This window comes from Pseudomonas sp. SK, from assembly GCF_012975065.1.
Taxonomy (GTDB): domain Bacteria; phylum Pseudomonadota; class Gammaproteobacteria; order Pseudomonadales; family Pseudomonadaceae; genus Aquipseudomonas; species Aquipseudomonas anuradhapurensis.
In genome coordinates, this window is sequence record NZ_CP051857.1 from 948,341 (window position 1) to 972,006 (window position 23,666).

Sequence of the window (23,666 nt, forward strand, 5' to 3'; positions counted from 1 at the left end):
CCCCACAGTGCAGCGCCGCATTCACGATTGGCGCGGTCCCTGCAGGAGCGGGTTCACCCGCGAAATGGCCGCTACAGGCTTGTGGAAACTATTCATCCCAGCCGCTGGCAAGCCAGCTCCCTTGCAGCCTTGCTCCCGCCCGTGGGTAATCGAGAACGAAACGGTCGACAGCATTCGCTGCCTGGGGGCTGGCTTGCCAGCGGCTGGGCTTCCCCACCTTGTGCCTATATATAAGGAAGGATTAAAACCGCAGCGTAGGTTTGATCTTTAATTCTCCTTTAATCACGGTATCCTTCACTCCCGGGTGTCGAGGGGCTTGGCCCTGCGCGGCACCTGGGCAGCCGCTTTTTGCCGCCTGACGTTGAACCGACGTCGCTGCGGCCGGTCTCAGCCACACCGGATAGCCCTGCGCCGCGCTATCGCGCCGCTTCCTCGGCACGCTCAAAGGCCCTGCCCAGCGTGTAGACTTGCGCCCAGGCAGGCGGACCACGCTGCCACTATCCATCGAAGGAATCGGCAATGAACGAACAAACATCGCGCCTGAATCGGGAACGGCGCTTTCTGGTGCTGTTGGGCCTGATCTGCATTTCGCTGATCGGCGGCGCCCTGTACATGCAGATCGTGCTCGGCGAGGCGCCGTGCCCTCTGTGCATCCTGCAGCGTTATGCGCTGCTGTTCATTGCCCTGTTCGCCTTCATCGCGGCGGCAATGCCCGGGCGCCGCAGCCTGACCTTCTTCGAGGCACTGGTAGTGCTCAGCGCCATTGGCGGAATCGTTGCGGCCGGCAACCATGTGTATATACTCGCCAACCCCATGGTCAGTTGTGGCATCGATACCCTGCAGCCGATCGTGGACGACCTGCCTCTGGCCAAGCTGTGGCCGCTGGTGTTCCAGGTCGATGGTTTCTGCAGCACGCCGTATCCGCCGATCCTCGGCCTGTCCCTGGCGCAGTGGGCGTTGCTGGCGTTTGTCCTGACGGCTGTGCTGGTTCCGCTCGGGATCTACCGCAACCGACGCCAGGCTTAGACAAAAGTACCGAATTGCGTGGGGTCTTTTGCGCCCCACGAGAACAGTGAAAAGTTGCTCCCCGCTTGATCCAGATCAACCCGCAGGCCTTGCAGAATGCGGCTTTGGGGCCTAGCAAGCGGGGTGCGACAAACTGTCGCGAAGTTGAATTTTTGAGCAGTATTGTTGCGGAATCTGTAAAAGACTGTTGCTCAATAAGTCATAGTCAAGGGTTGGCGACCTATCTACAATCGCCCCCAATTTCCGTTCGGCACTGCTTGCGAGTCGCAGGATTGAAGGAAGCCCCAGCGCTCCTTTTTGCTGACTTCGTCAAGTTTCGCCCAACGGCGATACCGGGCGGACCCCCCTCCGCGTTTTCCCGCACCAAATGGACTTGGTCTGAAGTACAGGCCTGTTGCCTACGAAACCATAAGCACCGCTAACCCGCTTGACGCCAAGGCCCTGCAGTCGGACCCGGGCAGGAGCGAGTACGGGCGCGAAATGCCGCACTTGGCAGGACGAAGTGTTGGCTACCAAAACACAAATTGCATTGAAGCAAGCTGATCTAGAGGTCGTGAGATGAGTAAAAAGCGTTACCCCAGACTGTTTGGCATATTGCCCTTTTTAGGCATGCTTTTACTCAGTGGGTGCAACTGGACCCTGCTCGACCCGAAGGGCCAGGTCGGCATTGAGCAAAAGAACCTGATCCTCATCGCTACCGGCCTGATGCTGCTGGTGGTGATTCCGGTCATCATCATGACCGTGGTTTTCGCCTGGAAGTACCGTGCTTCCAACAAGGCCGCCACCTACACCCCTGACTGGTCGCACTCGACCAAGATCGAAGCTGCGGTGTGGATCATCCCGATCCTGATCATCATCGCCCTGGGTTACTTCACCTACCACTCCACCCACAAGCTGGACCCGTATCGTCCGCTGGATTCCGATGTGAAGCCGGTGCAGATCGACGTGGTCGCGCTGGACTGGAAATGGCTGTTCATCTACCCGGAGCAGGGCATTGCCACGGTCAACAAGATCGTCTTCCCGGCTAACACCCCGGTCAACTTCCGCGTCACTTCCGACGCCGTGATGAACTCGTTCTTCATCCCGGGCCTGGGCGGCCAGATCTACGCCATGGCCGGCATGACCACCAAGCTGCACCTGATCGCCAACGAAAACGGCGAGTTCGACGGTATCAGCGCCAACTATAGCGGTGCTGGCTTCACCGGCATGAAATTCAAGGCTACTGCCACCTCCCAGGAAGACTTCGACAAGTGGGTCGCCGAGGTCAAGCAGTCGCCGAAGAAGCTGGACAAGGCCGAATACGACGCCTTGGCCAAACCAAGCGAAAACAACCCGGTCGCGCTGTACAGCGAGGCTTCGCCTGACCAGTTCCAGCTGATCGTCGACAAGTACGAAGGCATGAACCGCGGTCGTCCGAGCCACGAAGAAGCAGGCAGCAAAGATCTGGCCACTACCAAGGGTGTGGAATCGAGTATGCAACCAGCTGCCGGTGCAGAGGAGTAAGAGATGTTCGGTAAACTAAGCCTGGAGGCGATACCCTATCACGAGCCGATAGTCATGGTGACACTTGCCATGATCGCGCTCGGTGGTATCGCTGTCGTCGGTGCTATCACCTACTTCCGCAAGTGGACCTACTTGTGGACCGAGTGGTTGACGACTGTCGACCACAAGAAGATCGGGGTGATGTATATCATCGTCGCGATGGTCATGCTGCTGCGCGGCTTTGCCGACGCCATCATGATGCGTACCCAGCTGGCTGCCGCTACCGGTGGCTCCGAAGGCTACCTGCCGCCTGAACACTATGACCAGATCTTCACCGCTCACGGTGTGATCATGATCATCTTCATGGCGATGCCGTTCTTCACCGGCCTGATGAACCTGGCGGTTCCGCTGCAGATCGGTGCACGTGACGTTGCCTTCCCGTTCCTGAACTCGCTGAGCTTCTACCTGCTGCTGGCAGGCGTGCTGCTGGTCAACATCTCGCTGGGCGTTGGTGAATTCGCCAAGACCGGCTGGGTTGCCTATCCGCCGCTCGCGGGCATCCAGTACAGCCCTGGGGTGGGTGTCGACTACTACATCTGGGCGCTACAGCTATCCGGCCTGGGTACGACGCTTACCGGTGTGAACTTCCTCGTCACCGTGATGAAGATGCGCGCACCTGGCATGAAGCTGATGGACATGCCGATCTTCACCTGGACCTGCACCTGGGCCAACGTGCTGATCGTGGCTTCCTTCCCGATCCTGACCGCTGCACTCGCTCTGCTGACTGTTGACCGTTATCTGGACTTCCACATCTTCACCAACGAGCTTGGTGGGAACCCGATGATGTACGTCAACCTGTTCTGGGCGTGGGGTCACCCTGAGGTTTACATCCTGATCCTGCCGGCCTTCGGTGTGTTCTCGGAAGTTACCTCGACCTTCTCCGGCAAGCGTCTGTTCGGCCACCACTCGATGATCTATGCATCGGGCGCGATCGCCGTGCTGGGCTTCGCTGTATGGCTGCACCACTTCTTCACCATGGGTGCCGGCGCCAGCGTCAACACCTTCTTCGGCCTGGCGACGATGCTGATCTCCATTCCGACCGGTGTGAAGCTGTTCAACTGGCTGTTCACCATCTACCAGGGCCGTCTGCGCTTCACCGCGCCGATCATGTGGACCCTGGGCTTCATGATCACCTTCTCCATCGGTGGCATGACTGGCGTTCTGCTGGCTGTTCCGGGTGCTGACTTCGTCCTGCACAACAGCCTGTTCGTAATTGCTCACTTCCACAACGTGATCATCGGTGGTGCGGTATTCGGCTACATCGCCGGCTTCGCCTACTGGTTCCCGAAAGCCTTCGGTTTCACCCTGAACGAGAAGTGGGGCAAAGCTGCCTTCTGGTTCTGGATCTCGGGCTTCTACGTAGCGTTCATGCCGCTGTACGCCCTGGGCTTCATGGGCATGACCCGTCGTCTGAACCACTCCGACAACCCGCTGTGGGAACCCTACCTGTACGTAGCCGTTGTCGGCGCCGTGCTGATCCTGTTCGGTATCGCCTGCCAGCTGATCCAGCTGTACGTATCGGTTCGCGACCGCAACCAGAACCTGGACGTGACCGGCGACCCATGGGGCGGCCGTACCCTGGAATGGTCGACTTCGTCGCCACCTCCGTTCTACAACTTCGCCCACATGCCTGAGAAGGTTGGCCTGGACGCCTGGCACGAAGCCAAGGAAGCCGGTGTCGCCTACAAGCCAGCGGCCAAGTACGAAGCGATCCACATGCCGAGCAACACCTCCACCGGTTTGTTCATGGGCCTGTTCCTGACCGTCTTCGGCTTCGCCTTCATCTGGCACATCTGGTGGCTGGTTGGCGCGAGCCTGGTTGCAACCATCGCTGTCTTCGTTCGCCACGCTGCGCGTGACGACCAGGGCTACATGGTTCCGGCCGAAGAAGTGGCGCGCATCGAAGGCGAGCGCATGAAAGCGTTGGCCAAAGCAGGTGCTCTGCCTGCCGGCGCACGTGTCGAATCGTTTGAGCGGGTGTAATCAATGTCCAGTCAAGTAATGCACGGTGCTGCTCATGGTCACGACCATGGGCATGACGACCACCACCACGACTCGGGCCAGATGACCGTACTGGGCTTCTGGCTGTACCTGATGACCGACTGCATCCTGTTTGCGTCGCTCTTCGCCACCTACGCGGTGCTGTCCGGCAGTTTTGCCGGCGGCCCGTCGGGTCATGACATCTTCCAGCTCGATTTCGTAGCTGTTGAAACGCTGTTCCTGCTGCTGTCCTCGATCACCTTCGGCTTCGCCATGCTGAAGATGTTCGATGGCAAGAAAGCTGGCGTACTGGGCTGGTTGGCTGTGACCTTCCTGTTCGGTGCAGGCTTCATCGCGATGGAAATCTATGAATTCCATCACCTGATCGGCGAAGGCTTCGGCCCGAACCGCAGTGGCTTCCTGTCGGGCTTCTTCGCCCTGGTAGGTACCCACGGTCTGCACGTGACCGCCGGCCTGATCTGGATGGCAATCATGATGTACCAGATCAACAAGCACGGCATCACGCCGACCGCCAAGACCCGCATGAGCTGCCTGAGCCTGTTCTGGCACTTCCTGGACGTGGTCTGGATCTGCGTATTCACCGTCGTCTACCTGTTGGGAGTTCTGTAATGGCTAACGCACACGACACTCATCACGAAGGTAACCACGGCAGCGTCAAGTCGTACATGATCGGCTTCATCCTGTCGATCATCCTGACTGCGATTCCGTTCGGCCTGGCCATGTCGCCAAGCCTGCCGAAGAACCTGACCGTTCTGATCATTGTTGCCATGGCCGTGATCCAGGTAGTCGTACACCTCGTGTACTTCCTGCACATGGACCGCTCGAAAGAGCAACGCAACAACGTTTCGACGTTCCTGTTCACCACCTTGGTGATCGCGCTGCTGGTCGGCCTGTCGCTGTGGATCATGTTCAGCATCCACTTCGAAATGTTGGCCAAGTGAGGTAAGACTGCATGTCCGTTAAGCACTTTATCCAAATCACCAAACCGGGGATCATTTTCGGTAACGTGCTTTCCGTGGCAGGCGGTTTCTTCCTTGCCGCGAAGGGCCATGTGGATTTCGCCCTGTTCCTGGCGGTGGTAGTGGGTACTTCGCTGGTAGTCGCGTCCGGTTGCGTGTTCAACAACTGCATCGACCGCGACATCGACCAGAAGATGGAACGCACCAAGAACCGCGTCATGGTTCAGGGCGGCATGCCGCTGCCCCTCGCGCTGATCTACGCCACCCTGCTCGGGGTGGCGGGTTTCAGCCTGCTGTATGTCCAGGCCAACCCGCTGTCGGCGTTCTGCGCGCTGATCGGCTTCATCGTCTACGTCGGTTTCTACAGCCTGTGGCTGAAGCGTAAATCGGTGCACGGCACCCTGGTTGGCAGCCTGTCCGGTGCCATGCCTCCGGTGATCGGCTACTGCGCCGTAAGCAACAGCTTCGACCTGGCTGCAGTCACCCTGCTGGTGATGTTCAGCCTGTGGCAGATGCCGCACAGCTTTGCCATCGCGATCTTCCGCTTCAAGGACTACAGCGCTGCCAACATTCCGGTCCTGCCGGTGGCGCGCGGTGTCCTCGCGGCGAAGAAGCAGATCGTGCTGTACGTGCTGGCTTTCGTGCTCGCCACCCTGATGCTTACCCTCGGCGGTTACGCCGGCCTCGGCTACCTGGCCGTGGCTGCTGCCATGGGCCTGTACTGGCTGTACATGGCCTGGGGTGGCTACAAGGCCGAGGACGACAGCAAATGGGCACGCAAGGTGTTCGGCTTCTCCATCCTCACCGTCACTGCGCTCAGCGTGATGATGGGTGTGGACAGCCAGACCGCTGCGGACGTGCTGATGACTTACGCACGCTGAGGCTGCTGCCTGTTTCACGAAAACCCCGGCCATGTGCCGGGGTTTTTTTATGGGCGTTTTCCTGTGCCGGCCTCTTCGCGGGCTCGCCCGCTCCCACAGGTAAAGCGCTGTCCCCTGTGGGAGCGGGCGAGCCCGCGAAGAGGCCAAGCCTGGAAACATAGATCTTTTATTTTCAAAAAATACATCTGAAAAGTTCTAATAAAACAGGAAATTGTCCTTTACAGGCATCCTGTTTCGGCATTATCTTCTAAATCAGGCCGCCACATCGGCCAACGTCGCTCGGACGGTTCCGGGCGCTTACGTACTCAGAGGAAGCCATGGCCAACCCAGGTTCGCCGCGCCGCTTTGCGCGCATCGATCGTCTCCCCCCTTACGTCTTCAATATCACTGCCGAGCTCAAGATGGCTGCCCGCCGCCGTGGCGAGGACATCATCGACCTGAGCATGGGCAACCCCGATGGCGCGACGCCGCCGCACATCGTCGAAAAACTGGTGCAGGTCGCCCAGCGTGAAGACACCCACGGCTATTCCACCTCTCGCGGTATTCCGCGCCTGCGCCGGGCCATTTCCAACTGGTACAAGGAACGCTACGAGGTCGACATCGACCCGGAAAGCGAAGCCATCGTCACCATTGGTTCGAAGGAAGGCCTGGCGCACCTGATGCTGGCCACGCTCGACCAGGGCGATACGGTGCTGGTGCCCAACCCCAGCTACCCGATCCATATCTACGGTGCGGTGATCGCCGGTGCCCAGGTGCGTTCGGTGCCGCTGGTGCCGGGGGTGGACTTCTTCAACGAGCTGGAGCGGGCCATACGCGAGTCGATCCCCAAGCCGAAGATGATGATCCTTGGCTTCCCGTCCAACCCTACCGCGCAGTGCGTGGAGCTGGATTTCTTCGAGCGCGTGGTGGCCCTGGCCAAGCAGTATGGGGTTCTGGTGGTGCATGACCTGGCGTATGCCGACATTGTCTACGATGGCTGGAAAGCGCCGTCGATCATGCAGGTGCCGGGGGCCAAGGATATCGCCGTGGAGTTCTTTACCCTGTCCAAGAGCTACAACATGGCCGGCTGGCGCATCGGCTTCATGGTTGGCAACCCCGAGTTGGTCAGCGCCCTGGCGCGGATCAAGAGCTACCACGACTACGGCACCTTCACCCCGCTGCAGGTAGCCGCCATCGCTGCGTTGGAAGGTGACCAACAGTGCGTTCGCGACATTGCCGAACAGTACCGCCAGCGCCGTAACTTGCTGGTGAAAGGGCTGCACGAGCTGGGCTGGATGGTCGAGAACCCCAAGGCCTCGATGTACGTGTGGGCGAAGATCCCGCCGGAGTATGCGCACCTGGGTTCGCTGGAGTTTTCCAAGAAGCTGCTGGCCGAGGCCAAGGTGTGCGTGTCGCCGGGAATCGGCTTTGGTGACTACGGTGATGACCACGTGCGCTTTGCCCTGATCGAGAACCAGGACCGTATTCGCCAGGCGATTCGCGGGATCCGGCAGATGTTCCGGGCCGATGGTCTGACCCGCAAGTAAGCCATTTGGGCCGCTTTTGCGGCCCATCGCCTCACAGGTATGCGCACGCCCTGGGGCCTGTTGAGCTGGCGTGCCGGCGATGGGCTGCGAAGCAGCCCCCAATAGCAGGGGGTAAAGGGATCGGCCTTCCGCCTGCCTTGTCACTGTCCATCGCCCTACCTTGTGCACTCATTTCTCACCACAGAGGCCCACAAATGAGTGTCTTCACTGCCTATTTCTGCGGCACCGGCTCCCACCGCTTCGACCACGCCAACCCCAATTTCTGGAACGGCGAGCTGGTATCTACCCTGGCCAGCAACGATCTAGGCCGCGAGTTCGCCCATTGGATCGCCGTGGATGGCCCCGGCAGCGGCAACCTGCAGGATGACAACCTGTTCGTCGAGCCCGGTGGCTATTTCAACTGGACCGGCCAGCTGTTCGGGCGTGGCTGGGAAGAGAACGTCAAGCATGTATTGCAAGTGATAAAAGGCGAAAGCAGCTGGCAGCGTACCGAGCTGAGCGAGCAAGAATACCTGCGCCTGAAAGATGCCGGAGTACCGGTTCCGGACCCATCTTCCACTGCCTCCTGGTTCTGGCGTACCCATTACTATGGTGACCGCCATCCGACACCGCAGCAGTTGCAAGAACGCATTATCAGCATCTTCCGCAAGCCGCGCATTCCGGCCCAGGTCAACCTGATCGGCTGGAGCCGGGGAGGGATCAGCTGCCACATGCTGGCCAATGCCATGGCCCAGGACCCGGTGTTGCGCCACATACCCGTGAACATCTTTGCCATCGACCCGGTGCCAGGCGTCGGCAACGTGCAGACCGAGCGTGTGACGCTGGCGGAGAACGTCAAAGAGTACGTGGGCTTCTACTCGCGGGATGAGCGTTCCAAAGGGTTTGCCTGTGTGATCCCTTCGGTAGCGAGCGGGACGCGGATATGCATTTACCCCATGCCAGGCCGCCATGCCACGCTGGTCGGCAACGCCTCGGCGGATGGCGCCGGTGCCGGCAAGGTGCTGGCGGAGCCGGGGCTGATCGTTCGTCATTTTGCCGAGGTCTGCCTGACCCGCTGGGGTGTGCAGCTCGACAAGCGGCTGGCGCTGGACGACAGCCAGCTGATGAAGCATCACCAGGCCATGGCGACAGCAGATAGCCAATATCAGGCCATGCGCAGCGAGTCCTACACCGTCCTCACCGAGGGTGAAACGGACGACCGCCTGGTGCACTGTGGTGAAGCGCGTACCTACTTCAGCAAGGTGCAAGGCAGCCATTATGAGCCAAACGCCGGGCTTGCTCTGCAGCGCGCGGATGCCTCGACTTACAAGGCTATCTGCTAATGGAAACGGGCGGTCGGCGCAGGTGTTGGCCGCCCTCGGCCGGCCGCCGGATCAACGGCGAATATTTTTGCATTGCCCCCCTATCCAGCAGCCCCGGCTTGGATTGAAAATGGCGCCGCGGGCCAGCCCCGATAACAACAACCTTCCCTCCGTGCCATCATGTCCGAATATAACCCTTGCCTTGACTGCGGCGCCTGCTGCGGGTACTTCCGTGTGTCCTTCTTCTGGGGCGAATGCCAGTCATCCGGCGGCCTGGTACCGGATGACCTGGTGGTACAGATCAACCCCACCCGTGTCGCCATGATCGGCACCGATGCCAAGCCATGCCGCTGCATCAGCCTGCAGGGCGAGATTGGCCAGCAGGTGGCGTGCACCATCTACGCCAACCGCTCCAGCCCCTGCCGCGAGTTCGAGGCGTCGTGGGTGGGTGGGGTACACAACCCCAGCTGTGACGATGCGCGGGCGGCATATGGGCTGCCACCGCTGACGCCGCCAGGGGCCAATGAGCCGCATTGGCCGGATGACGGCGCTGAGGTGGCCTGAGCGCCAGCCTGCGCGGGCCACCCGGATGCCTGAACCATGCGCTTGACGTTAAACTGTCATTTCCCCAGCCATGGACAGGAGATCCGGCGTGACCCCACCCCGCAGTTTCCCCAGTGACCTCTGCCTTGACAGCCCGCGCCTGCAATTGCGCCCCATGCGCCATGCCGATGCAGCACAGTGGCTGGCAATCATGGCCGACCCCGAGGTCATGCGCTATTGGCACCATGCCCCCTGGCAAGACCTGGCCGAAGCCGAAAGCGCCCTGGCCGCCGATCGTGAAGCCTATGCCAACGGTGACCAGCTCAAGCTGGGCATGTACCGGCGCGACAACGGTGAACTGATCGGCATGGTCCAGCTGTTCAACATCGACGATGTCTCTCGCCGTGGCGAGATCGGTTATTGCCTGGCCAGCGCCATGCAGGGCCGAGGCTACATGGACGAGGCGCTGACCTGCTTCATCGACTACCTCGCCCACACCCTGCACATGCGCCGCCTGGAGGGCGAGATCGACCCACGTAACCAAGGCTCGGCACGTACCCTCGAACGCCAGGGCTTCGTGCTCGAAGGTACTTTGCGCGCGCGCTGGTGTGTGGCTGGCGAACTGTCCGACTCCGGCATCTATGGCCTGCTGCTGGAGCCGCCGGTTGCCTGACCGCATGCCATCCCATCGAAGGTTTGGAAGCGGGGCAGGGCCTGGGTTATGGTCACAGCCTGTTCCTTTCCCCAGGTATGCCCCTTGCCCGTTTTCTACCTGAGCGCCAGCTTGCTGCTGTACCTGCTCGCACTGTTCTTCGATGGCGCGCTGATGAGTGGCGACCGTCACATGCCGGCCTTGCAGATGCTGTTGTATGGGCCATGGGGCCTGCCTTTCGGGATGTATCAGTGGTTCGCCAACCCTTTGCTGGCGCTGGCGGTCCTGGCCCATCGGCGGTTCCGCCGGCTGGCGCTCCTGGCTGGGCTGGTTGCGTTGTACCTGGCTGCCAGCAGTTTCGGAATTGACCGCTTGCCGGACAACCAGAGCTACGCGTTTCATGAGCGTACCGGCTTTGGGGCCGGGTTCTACCTGTGGCTGGCGGCGATGATGGTGTTCTGCCTGGGACAGGCCTGGTGTTGCTGGAAGGCGCGCAGTGCCGCCGATATGCCGGGTTGGAGCTGGCTGGACGTGGTGCTGGTTGCGGCGTTGGGCGTGGCGTTCTATGCCGCGACGCAGATGCCGACGTTGCGCTTTGAACCGGGCAGGGTGCTGATGCCGCAAGAGCAGCCGCAGACGCTTTGAAATCCACAAGGAGAGTTTGCATGATCAAGCATTACCTGACCGGCCTGGCATTGGCCTGCTCGCTGCCATCGGCACTGGCCGATGACTACACGGCGGCCTATGGCAAGTGCATGGACAAGGCGTCCAGCACCCTGGCCATGAGTGAATGCATCAAGGCCGAAACGCAGGTGCAGGACCAGCGCCTGAACCGGGTGTACAAGCAACTGATGGGCAAGCTCGATGCCGGGCAGCAGAAGAGCTTGCGGGATGTGCAGCGCACGTGGCTGGCTTACCGCGATGGCAATTGCCAGTTCCATGTGCAGGCCAGTGGCGGGACCATGGCGGTACTGGAAGGTGGTACCTGCCTGATGGACATGACCCGTGACCGCGCAGCGGAGCTGGAGCGGGTGCTCAGCCCGGGGCAGTAAGGCCGCCTGATCTGGCCTCTTCGCGGGTGAACCGCTGCCACAGGTACGCAGGCCGCTCGCGAACTCGGTTCTCTGCGCGACAGCGCAGCCCAAAGGGTTGGGCGATCGCCCACATGTACTGCGCAGGCCCTGAGGGCAGCGCGGGCGGGGTGAGAGCAACTGTCATGCCCAATTTCCAAAAGCTAGCGCGATTCCTGTGGGAGCGGGCATGCCCGCGAACACCGGCGCAGCCGGTGCCAGCCCCCGCATCGCCTGCTTCGCGGGCTTGCCCGCTCCCACAGGGGGCGGCGCAGTCCCGAGGCTCACGCTGTACCTGTGGGAGCAGGCTTGTCGTGGCGACGAACCGCGGCGATGGGGCGCGAAGCGGCCTCGGAGCTACTTGCGCGGTTCGCGTAGCGCCCGGGCCTTGAGGTACTCGCGTACTTCCACGGCATCCCCGGCAAACTCGATACGCTCTGCCTTGGCTGCGCGCTGGTAGGCGTACATCGGGTCGTAGTACTCGTTCAGCAAGCCTTCGATCCAGCCTCGATGCAAGTCCACCGCACCGCTGCGCTGCTGTTCCTCGAGGGCCAGGCGGAGGATGTCCGACAGGCGCTGATAGCGTTCGCCGCCCAAGCGCTTGTAGATGTTGGCCATGCTCTGCAGCAGACGCTCGGCGAACAGCCGGCGGCCGTCCTCTTCGCCATGCACGCTGACGAACTCGGCGCTCAGGTTGATCACATAATCGCGCAGGATGCGCTCCACCCGGTTGGCGAACGTGTCTTCCAGCCACACCAGTGGGTACTGCTGCATGCCCTGGTATAGCTCCAGCGGCACCGTGCAGCTGCCGACAATGCGGCCTTCGTCTTCCAATACGAACTGCTCGATGCCGCGGGCACGTTTCTTCAGTACATCGATGGCCAGCTGGTTCTCGAAGTCGATCTGCGCCGGCTGTGCGGTGGCGCGCTTGCCGAAGCTGGAGCCGCGATGGTTGGCGTGGCCTTCCAGGTCGAGCACGTTGTCCAGCTGGTGCAGCACGTCGGTCTTGCCGGTGCCGGTCAGGCCACCAACCAGCACGAAATCACATTGCTCCACTGCCTGCTGAGTGGTTTCCAGCAGGAAGGTACGCATGGCCTTGTAGCCACCTTTGACCCGCGGGTAATGGATACCCGCTTCATCACGCAGCCAGCCCTGCACGATCTGCGAGCGCAAGCCACCACGGAAGCAGTACAGGTAACCCTCCGGGTGAGCCTGGGCAAATGCCGCCCAGGCCTCCAGGCGGGCCTGTTTGCTGGCGCCACTGACCAGCTGGTGGCCGAGGGCGATGGCGGCGGCCTGGCCCTGCTGCTTGTAGCAGGTACCGACCTTCTGCCGTTCCTGATCGGTCATCAGCGGCAGGTTGACGGCGCCGGGGAAGGCGCCCTTGGCAAATTCGATGGGGGCGCGCATGTCCATCATCGGCACGTCATCGAGGAACAGCTGGCGGAAGTCGGTGCAGTCGGGGCGCATCAGATCACCTCGACCGCGTGGCTCTGTCGCTCGACCAACTGGCCGATCGCTGCCAATTGCAGGCCCAGCCCGGCGGCTTCGGCGAGGAACTCGGCTTCCCCGTCAGGGGTGACCGCCACCAGCAGGCCGCCGCTGGTTTGCGGGTCGCACAGCAGGTGCTTCTGGTCGTCAGTGAGGGCACCGATCTTGTGCCCGTAGCTGTCGAAGTTGCGCAGGGTGCCGCCGGGGATGCAGCCCTCGGCCAGGTAGTGTTCGACACTCGGCAGCCGCGGCACAGCGGCGTAGTCCAGGTGCGCGGTGAGGCCACTGCCCTCGGCCAGTTCCACCAGGTGGCCGAGCAGGCCAAAGCCGGTGACGTCGGTCATCGCCTTGACCCCGTCGAGCTTGCCGAAGCGGCTGCCGGGGGTGTTGAGGGTGCACATCCAGTCACGGGCCAGGCCCTGGTCCTGTGGGCGCAGCTTGGCCTTTTTCTCGGCGGTGGTGAGGATGCCGATGCCCAGTGGCTTGGTCAGGTACAGGCGGCAACCTGCGCTGGCGGTGTCGTTGCGCTTGAGGTGGCGCTTGTTCACCACGCCGGTGACAGCAAGGCCGAAGATCGGCTCGGGGGCGTCGATGGAGTGGCCGCCAGCCAGCGGTATGCCGGCTTCGGCGCACACCGCACGGCCACCGCGGATCACTTCGCGGGCCACTTCCGGGGGCAGCACATTGACTGGCCAACCGAGGATGGCGATGGCCATCAACGGGTCGCCGCCCATGGCATAGATGTCGCTGATGGCGTTGGTGGCGGCGATGCGGCCGAAGTCGTAGGGGTCATCGACGATCGGCATGAAGAAGTCGGTGGTCGAAACCACACCACGCTCGTCGTCCAGCGCATACACGGCAGCGTCGTCGCGCGAGGCGTTGCCGACCCACAGCTTCGGGTCCAGTGCCTGGGCGCCGCTTTCGGCGAGGATCACATCCAGCACCTTGGGGGAGATCTTGCAGCCACAGCCGGCACCATGGCTGTACTGGGTCAGGCGAATCGGCTCGCTCATGTGTACCTCGGCAGGTCAAATTATTGCGCGATTGTAGCAAAGCTGGCCTTTGCGCCCGCGCCTCTTATAATTCCCGTGGTCGGCCTGACGGCCGGCCTTTCCCCGCTATTGAACCGGAGAACACCCATGCTCAAACGCCCCCTGGCGCTCGCCGCCGGCCTCGTGCTGTCCTGCTGTGCCGTAGTCGCCCAGGCTGCTGAAACCCTGCGGGTCAGCGCCATTCCCGACGAAGCGCCGACCGAACTGCAGCGCAAGTTCAAGCCGTTGGGCGAGTACCTGGCCAGGCAACTGGGCATGGAAGTCAAGTTCGTGCCGGTGGCCGACTACCCGGCAGTGGTCGAGTCGCTGGCTTCCGGTCGCCTGGACCTGGCCTGGCTGGGCGGTTTCACCTTCGTTCAGGTCCACCTGAAGGACCCGACCGCCACGCCGCTGGTGCAGCGTGAGCAGGATGCGCAGTTCACCTCCAAGTTCATCACCGCCAACCCCGACGTTAAGAGCCTGGCCGACCTCAAGGGCAAGTCGTTTGCCTTCGGTTCCATCTCGTCCACCTCGGGCAGCCTGATGCCGCGTTACTTCATGCTCAAGCAGGACAATATCAAGCCTGAAGACTACTTCAGCCGAGTGGCCTATTCTGGTGCCCACGATGCCACCGTGGCCTGGGTGCAAGCCGGCAAGGTCGATGGCGGCGTGCTCAACGCCAGTGTCTGGCAGAAGCTGGTCGATGCCGGCAAGGTCGATACCGCCAAGGTGAAGGTGTTCGCCACCACCCCGACCTACTACGACTACAACTGGACCGTGCGCGGCAACATGGACCCGGCGCTGAAGGAAAAGATCAAGAAGGCATTCCTCGACCTCGACCCGGCCAACCCGGAGCACAAGGCCATTCTCGACCTGCAGGCGGCCAGCCGCTTCATCGAGACCAAGCCTGAGAACTACGTGGGCACCGAGCAGGCTGCACGCGAGGCCGGCCTGCTCAAGTGACAGTCTCTTGCGAAGTGGCTATTCAGCTGCACGGCGCCAGCCTGCGCCATGGCCAGGTGCGTGCGCTTGACGCGGTGAACCTGCGTATCTGCCAGGGCGAGCGCGTCGCCATCATCGGGCCGTCGGGGGCAGGCAAGTCCAGTTTGCTGCACCTGATGGCCACGGCGATCCAGCCCAGCAGCGGGCGCCTGGAGTTGCTGGGCGAACAGCCCTGGGCTTTGTCCAGCAGGGCGCGGCAGCGCCTGCGTGCGCGGGTCGGCCTGGTGCATCAGGCCCCGCCATTGCCGCCACGCCAGCGGGTGGTGACGGCGGTGCTGGCCGGCCGCCTGGGGCAGTGGGGTGTGCTGCGTGGCTTGCTCAACCTGTTGTACCCCAGCGATGTGCCTGGCGCGCGCCAGGTCCTGGCCGAGTTGGGCCTGGCCGACAAATTGTTCGTGCAGTGCGGGCAATTGTCCGGCGGCCAGTTGCAGCGCGTGGGCATTGCCCGGGCGTTGTACCAGCAGCCACAGCTGTTGTTGACCGATGAGCCGGTGTCGGCCATGGACCCGGTACTGGCTGACCACAGCCTGGCCTTGCTCAACCGTCACGCCCAGGCCCATGGCATAACCCTGGTGGCCAGCCTGCACGCGGTGGAGTTGGCGCTGGCGCACTTTCCGCGGGTGGTGGGGATTCGCGAAGGGCAGGTGGTATTCGACTGCCCGGCGCACGCGGTGACCGAGCAGTTGCTCGATGCGCTGTACGCAAACGAACAGCTGGTGCCGGCGCCGCCTCAGGGGCCGACGCTGACTGTGCAGATTCCGCGATGCTGAAGGCTGACGTGCGCGACCCGGCCTTGCTGCCGAGGTTGCTGCTGGCGCTGCTGGCGGTACTGCTGCTGTGGCCGGGCGTGCAACTGAGCGAACTGAACCCGGGGGTGCTGCTCCAGGCGCAGAATCGCCAGCAGATCGCCAGTTTTACCAGCGCCTTCTGGCCGCCGGCTCACACAGCAGACTTCCTGGCGCTGCTGTATGAAGCCACCTTGCAGACCCTGGCCGTGGCCACCGCCGGAATGGCGTTGGCCTTGTTGCTGGCGATCCCTGCCGGGCTGCTGGCCAGCCGGGCCCTGTCGTTGCGCGCGGCCTCGCGTGGCGGTCGTGCCGGGCTAAGGTCACGCGTGCTGCGCCTGCCGGTGCGCTGGCTGCTGATATTCCTGCGCAGTGTGCCGGAAATCGTCTGGGCGTTGCTGTTCGTGCGGGCTGTCGGGCTGGGGCCGACGGCCGGTGTGCTGGCTATCGCCATTACTTACAGCGGCATGCTCGGCAAGGTCTACGCCGAAATCTTCGAGTCGGTCGACCAGCGCCCGGCCCATGCGCTGTTGCAAGCGGGCAGTGGCAGGTTGGCGGCGTTTCTCTACGGCATTTTGCCCAGCGCTGCGTCGGAGGTGGTGTCGTATACCGTGTATCGCTGGGAGTGTGCGGTGCGGGCCTCGGTGGTGATGGGCTTCGTCGGTGCCGGTGGGCTAGGGCAGCAGATCGACCTGTCGATGCGCATGTTCGCCGGTGCGGAAGTGGCGAGCATGCTGCTGACATTCCTGGTGCTGGTGATGCTGGCCGACCTGCTCAGCCGCTTGCTGCGCTGGAGGCTGGCATGAACCGGGCGACCAACCTGCTGCTGCTCGGGGCCATTATCGCCGCAGTGGTGGCCTCGTTCGCCTACCTCGAGCTGGACTGGCAGGCCCTGTTCGGCAATGGCGGGCTGGGGCAGATGGCGGAATATGCCGGGCGTTTTCTGCACCCGGACCTGTCTGCCGGGCACCTGCGCGCGGTCGCGCATGGCGCGTTGGAAACCTTGGCCATGTCCGGGCTGGGCACTTTGTTGGCCATGTTGTTGGGCCTGGTGCTGGCGCTACCGGCTGCGGGCCGCTTTGGTTGGCCGCTGCAGGGCTGTGCGCGGTTGCTGCTCAATGCCCTGCGGGCCATTCCGGAACTGGTGTGGGCCGCGCTGACGGTACTGGCGGCCGGGCTGGGGCCCAATGCCGGTACCCTGGCCCTGGCGCTGCACACCGCCGGCGTGCTCGGGCGGCTGTTTGCCGAGGCCCTGGAGAACGCGCCGCCGGAGCCGGCGGCGGCCATCCGCCTGCAGGGTGGCAGCCAGCTGGCGGCGTTCTGCTTCGGCACCTTGCCTAACCTGTGGCCGCAGTTGCTGGCCTATAGCTTGTACCGCTGGGAGAACAACATCCGCATGGCCAGCGTGCTGGGGTTTGTCGGCGCTGGTGGTTTGGGGCAGATGCTGTATACCACCCTGAGCCTGTTCCAGGAGGCGCAAGCCAGCACGGTGATCATGGGCATGCTGGTGCTGGTGTTGCTGGTGGATGCCTTGAGCGATGTATTGCGCCAGCGCTACGTGCGCGCCTGATCGCTAGCCGGGGGCTGCTCTTGTAGGAGCGGATTTATCCGCGAAGCAGGCGACGCGATGGTTGGCACCGGCTGTGCCGGTGATCGCGGCTGAAGCCGCTCCCACAAGGATCGCGCAGGGGTTTAGGACCCCGAGCAAGGCAGATGCTTGCGTGCTATCGGAATCGTTCACGAACCAGCCACTTCGGCACATTGCGCTTCCCGCTGCATCGACTCCAGGTTGCGTTCGATCGTCTCGCAAATGCTGTCCATCTGGATCTGGTGCTCACTGAAGCGGAACGGGCTCTGCAAGTCCGTTCCGATCCGCTCGATCGCCAGCAGCATGAACCCCACCACCGTCGACGCCAGCGGCGTGAACCAGCCCAGCGACTCCACCAGCCCCACCGGCACGATCAGGCAGAACAGGGTAATGAACAGCCGCGGGAAATACACATAAGGGTAGGGCAGCGGGGTGTTGGCGATCCGCTCCATGCCACCCTGGGCATTGGACAGGTCTACCAGTGTCGACTCCAAGCGCGCCAGACGAATGCTGTCCAGCCGTCCGGCCTGGTACTCCCGCGCCAGCAGGGCCGCCGAGCCGCTGAGGATGTCATTGGCGAAGTTGTTCGAGCGGTTGCGCCGTTCGAACTCGGCGGGCGGGATGAAGGCCATCAGCTCATCCGGGCAGCTCTCGCCCTTCAGGTGTGCCGCCAGGCAGTTCACATAGGCGATATGCCGGCGCAGCAGGGTGGCCTTGACCGGGTTGAGCGCGCCATCCGGGTCGTCGATCAAGGTCAGTGTCTGCCGGGCGAAGCTGCGCGAACTATTGACCAGCGCCCCCCACAACGTGCGTGCCTCCCACCAGCGGTTGTAGGCGCTGCTGTTGCGAAAACTCACCAGCACCACCAGCGCAGAACCCAGCAAGGTCAACGGGATCAGCGGCAGGGTGAACTTGCTGTTGAAGAACAGCATGAAGTCGATGGTGACCAGCACATCCCAGATCAGCAGCCAGAACAGCGACCAGCCGATATAACCGATGGTCTTCACGGCCAGGCGGTACTTGCGGATGATGATGTCTTTCACGCGGGGTACCTCGAGAATGGGCAGATGCAGGATCCGACGTCGAGGTAGGGCGAAGGTTCGCTGGTTGATTGTTGCAAGGCGATCAGTGAGTACCTTAGCCAAGTGCTATCGGATGGAGACACCGAGGAAATCATCCGAGCGCTTGGCCATATCGCTCGGGCACGAGGGATGACACAGATCGCAACCCAGAGCGGGTTGGGCAGAGAAAGCCTGTACAAGGCGCTGAGCCCAGGCGCAAAGCCTCGCTTTGACACTGTGCTGAAAGTCATTCGTGCCTTGGGCGTGGATCTTCTCGTCCAGCCCCACGCACTGCCACGCTGACTCAGCCGGGCTGAATCAACAGCTGTTTCATCTGCACCAACGCCACTCGCGAGCCATCCCACGCCTGCCGCTCCTCGATACCGAACGGCACGAAGCCCAGCTGTGGATAAAGCAGCAGGCCCGCGGTGTTGTGGTTGAAGCATGACACCCACACCTCCCGGGCGGCGAATTGTTGGCGGGCCAGTTCGATCATGGCCGTTACCAGGTAGCGCGCCACGCCGTGGCCGCGTGCAGCGGGGGCCACGACCACATTGCCCAGGGCGCACACGCCGCCGTGTTCGGCCTTGTAGAAGTTGGCGAAGGCCAGCACCGTGCCGTTGCCTTCCACCACCGTGGAGCCGCTGCGTTGGGCGATGGCATCGCTCAACTGGGCGGGGGTGAGGGGGTAGGCGGCTTTGGGAAACATATAGAACAGTTCGGCCGGGCTTTGCGGGAAGCTGCAGATTGCAGGGATGTCGTCGGGCCGTACCGGGCGGTGGGTCAGGTGCATGGCGAGTCCTTGTGTGCTGGCTGATCGGGCCTCTTCGCGGGCAAGCCCGCTCCCACAGGGTTGGGGCAGTATCGGTGTGGGCGGCTATGCGCGCGAAGGCACATTCTGCCCCACGGCGGATCAATGCTCACTGTCTATGAAGCTATTTCCCCGCTTGGTTCGGGTTGGCGTTTCGCAGCAGCTCTTTGCGCAATTTGCCGGGAGACATGCCGAACAGGTTCTGGAAATTCCGAATGAAGTGGGGCGCATCGGCAAAGCCGCATTCAAAAGCGATCTCGCCGATATGACGATCCGAGCTGATCAGCAGCCAGCGGCCAAACCTGAGGCGAACCTGGCGATAGAACTGGGCCGGAGTGCTACTGGTTTCAGCAACGAACAGCCGCTCCAGCTGGCGTTTGCTGGTCCCGACCAGGTTGGCGATGGCGTCGATAGCCAAAGGCTCGGTCATGTGCTTTTCCATCAGCATCACGGCTTCGTGCAGGCGCCGGTTCGAAGAGCTGGCGTAGCCCAGCGCCTTGCGCCGGTCGACGAAACTGCCAGAGCTGCTTTTCGCGACGGTCATCTGGTGCACCACCTTGCCGGCCCGATCCGGACCGCAATGCAGCCCGACAAGATGGATGGCCAACTCGATCACCGAGATGCCCCCTGCGCAGGTGATGCGATCCTTGTCGATGAGGAAGTCACTGTTGCTGACAAAGCGCAAGCGGGGGAACAGGCGTTTCCAGTCGTCGCAATGGTAGGCATGCACGCAGGCGGTACGTCCTTCCATCAGGCCATGGCGTGCGAGCACGAAGCTGCCCGTGCACAGGCCGATCAATGGCACGCCAGCGGCAGCCGCCTGATGCAGGAATGCCGGATAAGTCTTCGGCGCTGTCTCCAGGTAGTCCAGTAACCCACCTATCACCACGATGTAGTCGAATTGATGAGGGTCGCTGAGTTCACTGTCGATGGGTACATCCAGCCCGCAACTGGAAACGACCCTTTGCCCGGGGCTACCGAGGACATTCCATCGGCAGCGTATCGGGCGGCTCTGATCGCCGGTGTCGGCAGCATGTCGCAACGCATCGGTCAGCCCCGAGAGAGACAGCAAGGGGAAGCGCGGCCATAGCACGATCCCGATAGACAACTCGGTGGTGCCGCGCCGGCTTGGCGGATGCCGTGCCTGGCCCTTGTCGAGTGCTTCCACGAGGCTTGCGCTGGAGGCGTTGGGCAGCACATCTCCGAAATGTCGCAAATGTTCAATCATTCCTGCAAACCATCCAACCAGTTATGCCGCTGATCACCATACGATGAGCGCCTGCCTAACACCATGCTGTTCATAGAAAAACAATCAAGGAGCACGTGATGCAGAAGCCCATTGTTCAACGGTTGGCCGGTATCTACGCGGGTTTGCTGGTATCCATGCTGGCCTCGCTACCGGCATTCGCACTGGAAACGGTAGAGCCGGGAAGCCTGACGATCGCCTTCACCGGGGACATGCCAGGGACCGGTTATCAAGACAGCCGGATGGTCGGCTACGACGGTGAAATCCTTCAACAAATATCCGAGAAACTGGGTTTGAAGGTCAAACCTGCGTTGATGGACTGGGCCGGCACCATTGCCTCGGTACAAGCCAACCGCGTGGATGTCATGGCCGGCACCATGGGTTGGACCGAGCAGCGCGCGAAGATCATGACCGTGAGCGACCCGATTCACTATTTCAAGAACGGCATCACCCAGACCGACAACACCAACTGGAGCAGCCTCAAGGATCTGCAAGGCAAGAAAGTCGGCACCATCACGGGTTTTTCGTTCATCCCGGAGATGCGCAAGATCGAAGGGCTGCAAGTGGCGCTGTACGACACCTCCGATGCTGCGGTGCGTGACCTGCTCGCCGGGCGCATCGATGCAGTGATTGGCGACCCTCCAGTCATGCAGTACGCCATTTTCCGCAATCCACGATGGCACCTGCGCTTCAACGCATTCACCGACAACGATCCGAAGTTCCCCCTGCTGACCGGCCTGGGGCAGGTGGTGTACGGCTTCAACAAAGAGGCCAGCCCGCAGCTGGTGGCCGCCGTCAACGAGCAGATCCAGACCCTCTGGAAAAGCTGTGAAATGCGCAAGATCGGTGCCCGCTACGGCCTGACCCAGGATGTCTGGTATGTGCCGCAAGGCAGCAACCTGAGGCTGGGTGTCGACCGCCCGGCGGACTGGCAACTGCCTGGCTGCAAGTAAGCGCTTGAGCGGATGAATCGGCCCCATGCCGGTTCATCGCCACACCTATAACAATAAAGAGGTTAACCAAGATGTCGACCCCGTCCGAACCTGCGTTGCTGCGCGTGCATGACCTGCACAAGAGTTATGGTGATCTGGAGGTGCTCAAGGGCATCAACCTGGAGTTGAAAGCCGGGGAAACGCTGTCGTTGATCGGCCCCAGCGGGTCGGGCAAGTCCACTTGCCTGCGCTGCATCAATTACCTGGAAAAACCCACCCGAGGCGATATCTGGCTGGGCGACGAGCTGATCGGTCAGGTCAAGGACGGCAAGCGCATACGCCTTATGAGTGATCGGGAAATGGCCCCGCAGCGTCGCGAGATCGCGATGGTGTTCCAGCTGTTCTACCTCTGGCCACATTTGACCGTGCGCGACAACGTTGCGCTGGGGCCGATCAAGGCGCAGGGCATGCCGCGCAAGCAGGCCTACGAGCTGGCTGATGCCATGCTGGAAAAGGTCCACCTGCGGCACAAGGCCGAGGTCTATCCCGAGCAGTTGTCCGGCGGCCAGCAACAGCGGGTGGCTATCGCCCGCGCGTTGGCCCAGCAACCCAAAGTCATCCTGTTCGACGAGCCGACCTCGGCACTCGACCCCGAGCTGGTGGGCGAAGTACTCGCCGTGATTCGTGAGCTGGCGCAGGAGGGCCGCACCATGATCATGGTGACCCATGAAGTGCGCTTTGCTCGGGACGTGGCGGACCGGGTGATCTTCATGGACGGTGGCCACATTGTCGAGCAAGGGCCCTCGGCGCAGGTAATCGACAGCCCGCGTCATGAGCGTACCCGCAGTTTTCTTGGGCGCATGGCCATGGAGGGCGCTTGATGGCGAACTTCGAGGTGTTTCTCGGGCTGTTGCCCCTGTTGCTCAAAGGCGCGCTCACCGCCCTGGAAATCGCACTATGCACCTTGCTGCTGGCGAGCGCCGGCGGCGTGGTATTGGCTGTGTTGCTGACGTTCAGTCGGTCACGGCTGTTGCATGGGGTGATTGGCTGCTTCATCGAGTGGATGCGCAATGTGCCGGCGCTGGCGCATCTGTTCCTGATCTATTTCGGTCTCTCCTACCTTGGCATCAACCTGCCCGCGTGGCTGGCCGCCATCGTTGGCCTGAGCCTGGTCGGCAGTGCGGTGTTGGCCGATATTTTCCGTAGCGGCTTGCAGTCGCTGCATGACGGCCAGCATGAAGCCGGGTTGGCTGTCGGCCTGAGCCGGATGCAGATTCTGCGTTGCATTCTGTTGCCCCAGGCCTTGCGCGTGACCTTGCCAGCGTTCGCCAACTACGTCACCCAATTGATCAAGGACACCTCCATCGCCTCGGCCATCGCCGTGCCGGAGATCATGTTCCTGGCGCGCAATCTGGTGACCTCAACCTTCCAGACGTCACTGATCTACCTGGCGGTGATGTGCATCTACGCGGCGATGATCCTGCCGATCGGTGTGGGATTCATTCGCCTCGAACGTCATTTGGGGAGCGCGCGATGATCGGTTTCTTCCAGCAATACCCGGAGTACTGGAGCGACTGGAGCGCTCGCCTGTTGCTCGGTGCACGGATCACTGCCGAACTGTCGCTGATCGGGTTCGCCCTGGCGATCGTCCTGGGCGCGTTGTTGGTCTGGGCGCTACGAAGCCCCAACGGCATCCTCAAGCGCCTGGCAGCGTTGTTCATCCAGAGCATGCGGGCAGTACCGCTTCTGGCATTGCTGCTGGCCCTGTATTTCGCGCTGCCCAGCCTGGGGTTGACCTTGTCCGGTTATTGGGCAGGGGCCATCGGCCTGGGTTTGCAGGGTGCCGCGTACGTTGCGGAAATCCTTCGTGGCGGCCTGGATGCGCTGCATCGCGGCCAGCGCGAAGCCGCTATCGCCATCGGCCTGACGCCGCTGAAGGCGTTTACCTCGGTCATCCTGCCGCAAGTGTTTCGGGTCATCTTGCCGCCCCTGCTCAACGCCTACGTGTCGATCCTCAAGGACAGCTCGTTGTGCGCCCTGATTGCCACCGATGAATTGATGCTGGCAGCGCGAGCCATCGCTTCGGAAACCTTCCTGCCAATGCATGTGTTCCTGCTGGTGGGGCTGTTCTATTTCGTTATCGCCTTCCCTCTTTCAATGCTGTCGCGGGTGCTTGAAAAGCACGTTTCACGCGGCCGCAAAACCGTGCGAGGTTGAA

The 23,666-nt window shown here is 62.1% G+C and carries 26 protein-coding genes; 21 read left to right on the forward strand and 5 right to left on the reverse strand.

The window, feature by feature from the left end:
- Positions 1 to 519 precede the first annotated feature (519 nt).
- From HG549_RS04335 to HG549_RS04390, 12 genes are all read left to right on the forward strand, one after another.
- Entirely contained in the window at positions 520 to 1,026 is a 507-nt protein-coding gene (locus HG549_RS04335) for a disulfide bond formation protein B (RefSeq protein WP_170028313.1), read from the forward strand.
- Between the two features lie 558 nt (positions 1,027 to 1,584).
- Positions 1,585 to 2,529, forward strand: a complete 945-nt coding sequence (cyoA, locus tag HG549_RS04340) for a ubiquinol oxidase subunit II (protein ID WP_015268993.1) — start codon at positions 1,585 to 1,587, stop codon at positions 2,527 to 2,529.
- Positions 2,530 to 2,532: 3 nt separating this feature from the next.
- Positions 2,533 to 4,551: a cytochrome o ubiquinol oxidase subunit I gene (gene cyoB, locus HG549_RS04345; protein ID WP_063911280.1), complete on the forward strand. Its 2,019-nt coding sequence runs from the start codon at positions 2,533 to 2,535 to the stop codon at positions 4,549 to 4,551.
- A 3-nt stretch (positions 4,552 to 4,554) separates the two neighbouring features.
- Entirely contained in the window at positions 4,555 to 5,178 is a 624-nt protein-coding gene (gene cyoC / locus HG549_RS04350) for a cytochrome o ubiquinol oxidase subunit III (RefSeq protein WP_170028314.1), read from the forward strand.
- Positions 5,178 to 5,510: a cytochrome o ubiquinol oxidase subunit IV gene (gene cyoD / locus HG549_RS04355; protein WP_003259128.1), complete on the forward strand. Its 333-nt coding sequence runs from the start codon at positions 5,178 to 5,180 to the stop codon at positions 5,508 to 5,510. Before cyoC ends, cyoD begins: the two co-directional genes overlap by 1 nt.
- 11 nt (positions 5,511 to 5,521) lie before the next feature.
- On the forward strand, positions 5,522 to 6,409 hold the full coding sequence (gene cyoE / locus HG549_RS04360) for a heme o synthase (RefSeq protein ID WP_170028315.1): 888 nt from the start codon (positions 5,522 to 5,524) through the stop codon (positions 6,407 to 6,409).
- A 317-nt stretch (positions 6,410 to 6,726) separates the two neighbouring features.
- On the forward strand, positions 6,727 to 7,935 hold the full coding sequence (alaC, locus tag HG549_RS04365; protein WP_013970982.1) for an alanine transaminase: 1,209 nt from the start codon (positions 6,727 to 6,729) through the stop codon (positions 7,933 to 7,935).
- A gap of 194 nt (positions 7,936 to 8,129) precedes the next feature.
- On the forward strand, positions 8,130 to 9,257 hold the full coding sequence (locus HG549_RS04370) for a hypothetical protein (protein ID WP_170028316.1): 1,128 nt from the start codon (positions 8,130 to 8,132) through the stop codon (positions 9,255 to 9,257).
- 159 nt (positions 9,258 to 9,416) lie between these two features.
- Positions 9,417 to 9,800 (forward strand): YkgJ family cysteine cluster protein, encoded by a 384-nt coding sequence (locus HG549_RS04375; RefSeq protein WP_170028317.1) that lies wholly within the window; start codon positions 9,417 to 9,419, stop codon positions 9,798 to 9,800.
- A gap of 88 nt (positions 9,801 to 9,888) precedes the next feature.
- Entirely contained in the window at positions 9,889 to 10,452 is a 564-nt protein-coding gene (locus HG549_RS04380) for a GNAT family N-acetyltransferase (protein ID WP_170028318.1), read from the forward strand.
- Positions 10,453 to 10,536: 84 nt separating this feature from the next.
- Positions 10,537 to 11,076, forward strand: coding sequence for a hypothetical protein (locus HG549_RS04385; RefSeq protein WP_170028319.1), 540 nt, complete (start codon positions 10,537 to 10,539; stop codon positions 11,074 to 11,076).
- Between the two features lie 20 nt (positions 11,077 to 11,096).
- Positions 11,097 to 11,483, forward strand: a complete 387-nt coding sequence (locus HG549_RS04390; RefSeq protein WP_170028320.1) for a lysozyme inhibitor LprI family protein — start codon at positions 11,097 to 11,099, stop codon at positions 11,481 to 11,483.
- Between the two features lie 375 nt (positions 11,484 to 11,858).
- On the opposite strand, the gene mnmH is transcribed toward HG549_RS04390, so the two are convergent.
- Both mnmH and selD read right to left on the reverse strand, forming a co-directional pair.
- Positions 11,859 to 12,971 carry a tRNA 2-selenouridine(34) synthase MnmH gene (gene mnmH / locus HG549_RS04395; protein ID WP_170028321.1) on the reverse strand — a complete coding sequence of 371 codons (1,113 nt, stop codon included), beginning with the start codon at positions 12,969 to 12,971 and terminating at the stop codon, positions 11,859 to 11,861.
- Positions 12,971 to 14,005 carry a selenide, water dikinase SelD gene (gene selD / locus HG549_RS04400; protein ID WP_170028322.1) on the reverse strand — a complete coding sequence of 345 codons (1,035 nt, stop codon included), beginning with the start codon at positions 14,003 to 14,005 and terminating at the stop codon, positions 12,971 to 12,973. The genes mnmH and selD overlap by 1 nt, the downstream gene beginning before the upstream one ends.
- A gap of 126 nt (positions 14,006 to 14,131) precedes the next feature.
- Between selD and HG549_RS04405 the strand changes: the two genes are divergently transcribed.
- The 4 genes from HG549_RS04405 to phnE are packed head-to-tail and all read left to right on the forward strand — an operon-like array spanning position 14,132 to position 17,380.
- A complete protein-coding gene (locus HG549_RS04405) occupies positions 14,132 to 14,986 on the forward strand; it encodes a putative selenate ABC transporter substrate-binding protein (protein ID WP_170028323.1) in 855 nt (284 codons plus the stop codon).
- A gap of 14 nt (positions 14,987 to 15,000) precedes the next feature.
- Entirely contained in the window at positions 15,001 to 15,795 is a 795-nt protein-coding gene (locus HG549_RS04410) for a phosphonate ABC transporter ATP-binding protein (protein ID WP_170028324.1), read from the forward strand.
- Entirely contained in the window at positions 15,789 to 16,616 is an 828-nt protein-coding gene (locus tag HG549_RS04415; RefSeq protein WP_170028325.1) for an ABC transporter permease, read from the forward strand. The genes HG549_RS04410 and HG549_RS04415 overlap by 7 nt, the downstream gene beginning before the upstream one ends.
- The gene (phnE, locus tag HG549_RS04420) at positions 16,613 to 17,380 is read left to right on the forward strand and encodes a phosphonate ABC transporter, permease protein PhnE (RefSeq protein ID WP_170028326.1); all 768 of its coding nucleotides are present in this window, start codon (positions 16,613 to 16,615) and stop codon (positions 17,378 to 17,380) included. The genes HG549_RS04415 and phnE overlap by 4 nt, the downstream gene beginning before the upstream one ends.
- 167 nt (positions 17,381 to 17,547) lie before the next feature.
- Here the strand turns inward: phnE and HG549_RS04425 are convergent, their stop codons facing one another.
- Positions 17,548 to 18,441 (reverse strand): bestrophin family protein, encoded by an 894-nt coding sequence (locus tag HG549_RS04425; protein WP_170028327.1) that lies wholly within the window; start codon positions 18,439 to 18,441, stop codon positions 17,548 to 17,550.
- Positions 18,442 to 18,501: 60 nt separating this feature from the next.
- Between HG549_RS04425 and HG549_RS04430 the strand changes: the two genes are divergently transcribed.
- Entirely contained in the window at positions 18,502 to 18,762 is a 261-nt protein-coding gene (locus HG549_RS04430) for an addiction module antidote protein (RefSeq protein WP_170034044.1), read from the forward strand.
- 1 nt (position 18,763) lies between these two features.
- Here HG549_RS04430 and HG549_RS04435 read toward each other — a convergent pair whose 3' ends face one another.
- The gene (locus HG549_RS04435; RefSeq protein WP_170028328.1) at positions 18,764 to 19,252 is read right to left on the reverse strand and encodes a GNAT family N-acetyltransferase; all 489 of its coding nucleotides are present in this window, start codon (positions 19,250 to 19,252) and stop codon (positions 18,764 to 18,766) included.
- Between the two features lie 142 nt (positions 19,253 to 19,394).
- Positions 19,395 to 20,498, reverse strand: a complete 1,104-nt coding sequence (locus tag HG549_RS04440; RefSeq protein ID WP_170028329.1) for a GlxA family transcriptional regulator — start codon at positions 20,496 to 20,498, stop codon at positions 19,395 to 19,397.
- Between the two features lie 98 nt (positions 20,499 to 20,596).
- Here HG549_RS04440 and HG549_RS04445 point away from each other — a divergent pair, with 98 nt between their 5' ends.
- From HG549_RS04445 to HG549_RS04460, 4 genes are all read left to right on the forward strand, one after another.
- Positions 20,597 to 21,469 (forward strand): ABC transporter substrate-binding protein, encoded by an 873-nt coding sequence (locus tag HG549_RS04445; protein ID WP_170028330.1) that lies wholly within the window; start codon positions 20,597 to 20,599, stop codon positions 21,467 to 21,469.
- 71 nt (positions 21,470 to 21,540) lie between these two features.
- Positions 21,541 to 22,329 carry an amino acid ABC transporter ATP-binding protein gene (locus tag HG549_RS04450; RefSeq protein ID WP_170028331.1) on the forward strand — a complete coding sequence of 263 codons (789 nt, stop codon included), beginning with the start codon at positions 21,541 to 21,543 and terminating at the stop codon, positions 22,327 to 22,329.
- Entirely contained in the window at positions 22,329 to 22,985 is a 657-nt protein-coding gene (locus HG549_RS04455; RefSeq protein WP_170028332.1) for an amino acid ABC transporter permease, read from the forward strand. Before HG549_RS04450 ends, HG549_RS04455 begins: the two co-directional genes overlap by 1 nt.
- Positions 22,982 to 23,665 carry an amino acid ABC transporter permease gene (locus tag HG549_RS04460; RefSeq protein ID WP_170028333.1) on the forward strand — a complete coding sequence of 228 codons (684 nt, stop codon included), beginning with the start codon at positions 22,982 to 22,984 and terminating at the stop codon, positions 23,663 to 23,665. Before HG549_RS04455 ends, HG549_RS04460 begins: the two co-directional genes overlap by 4 nt.
- The last annotated feature ends 1 nt before the right edge of the window (position 23,666 follow it).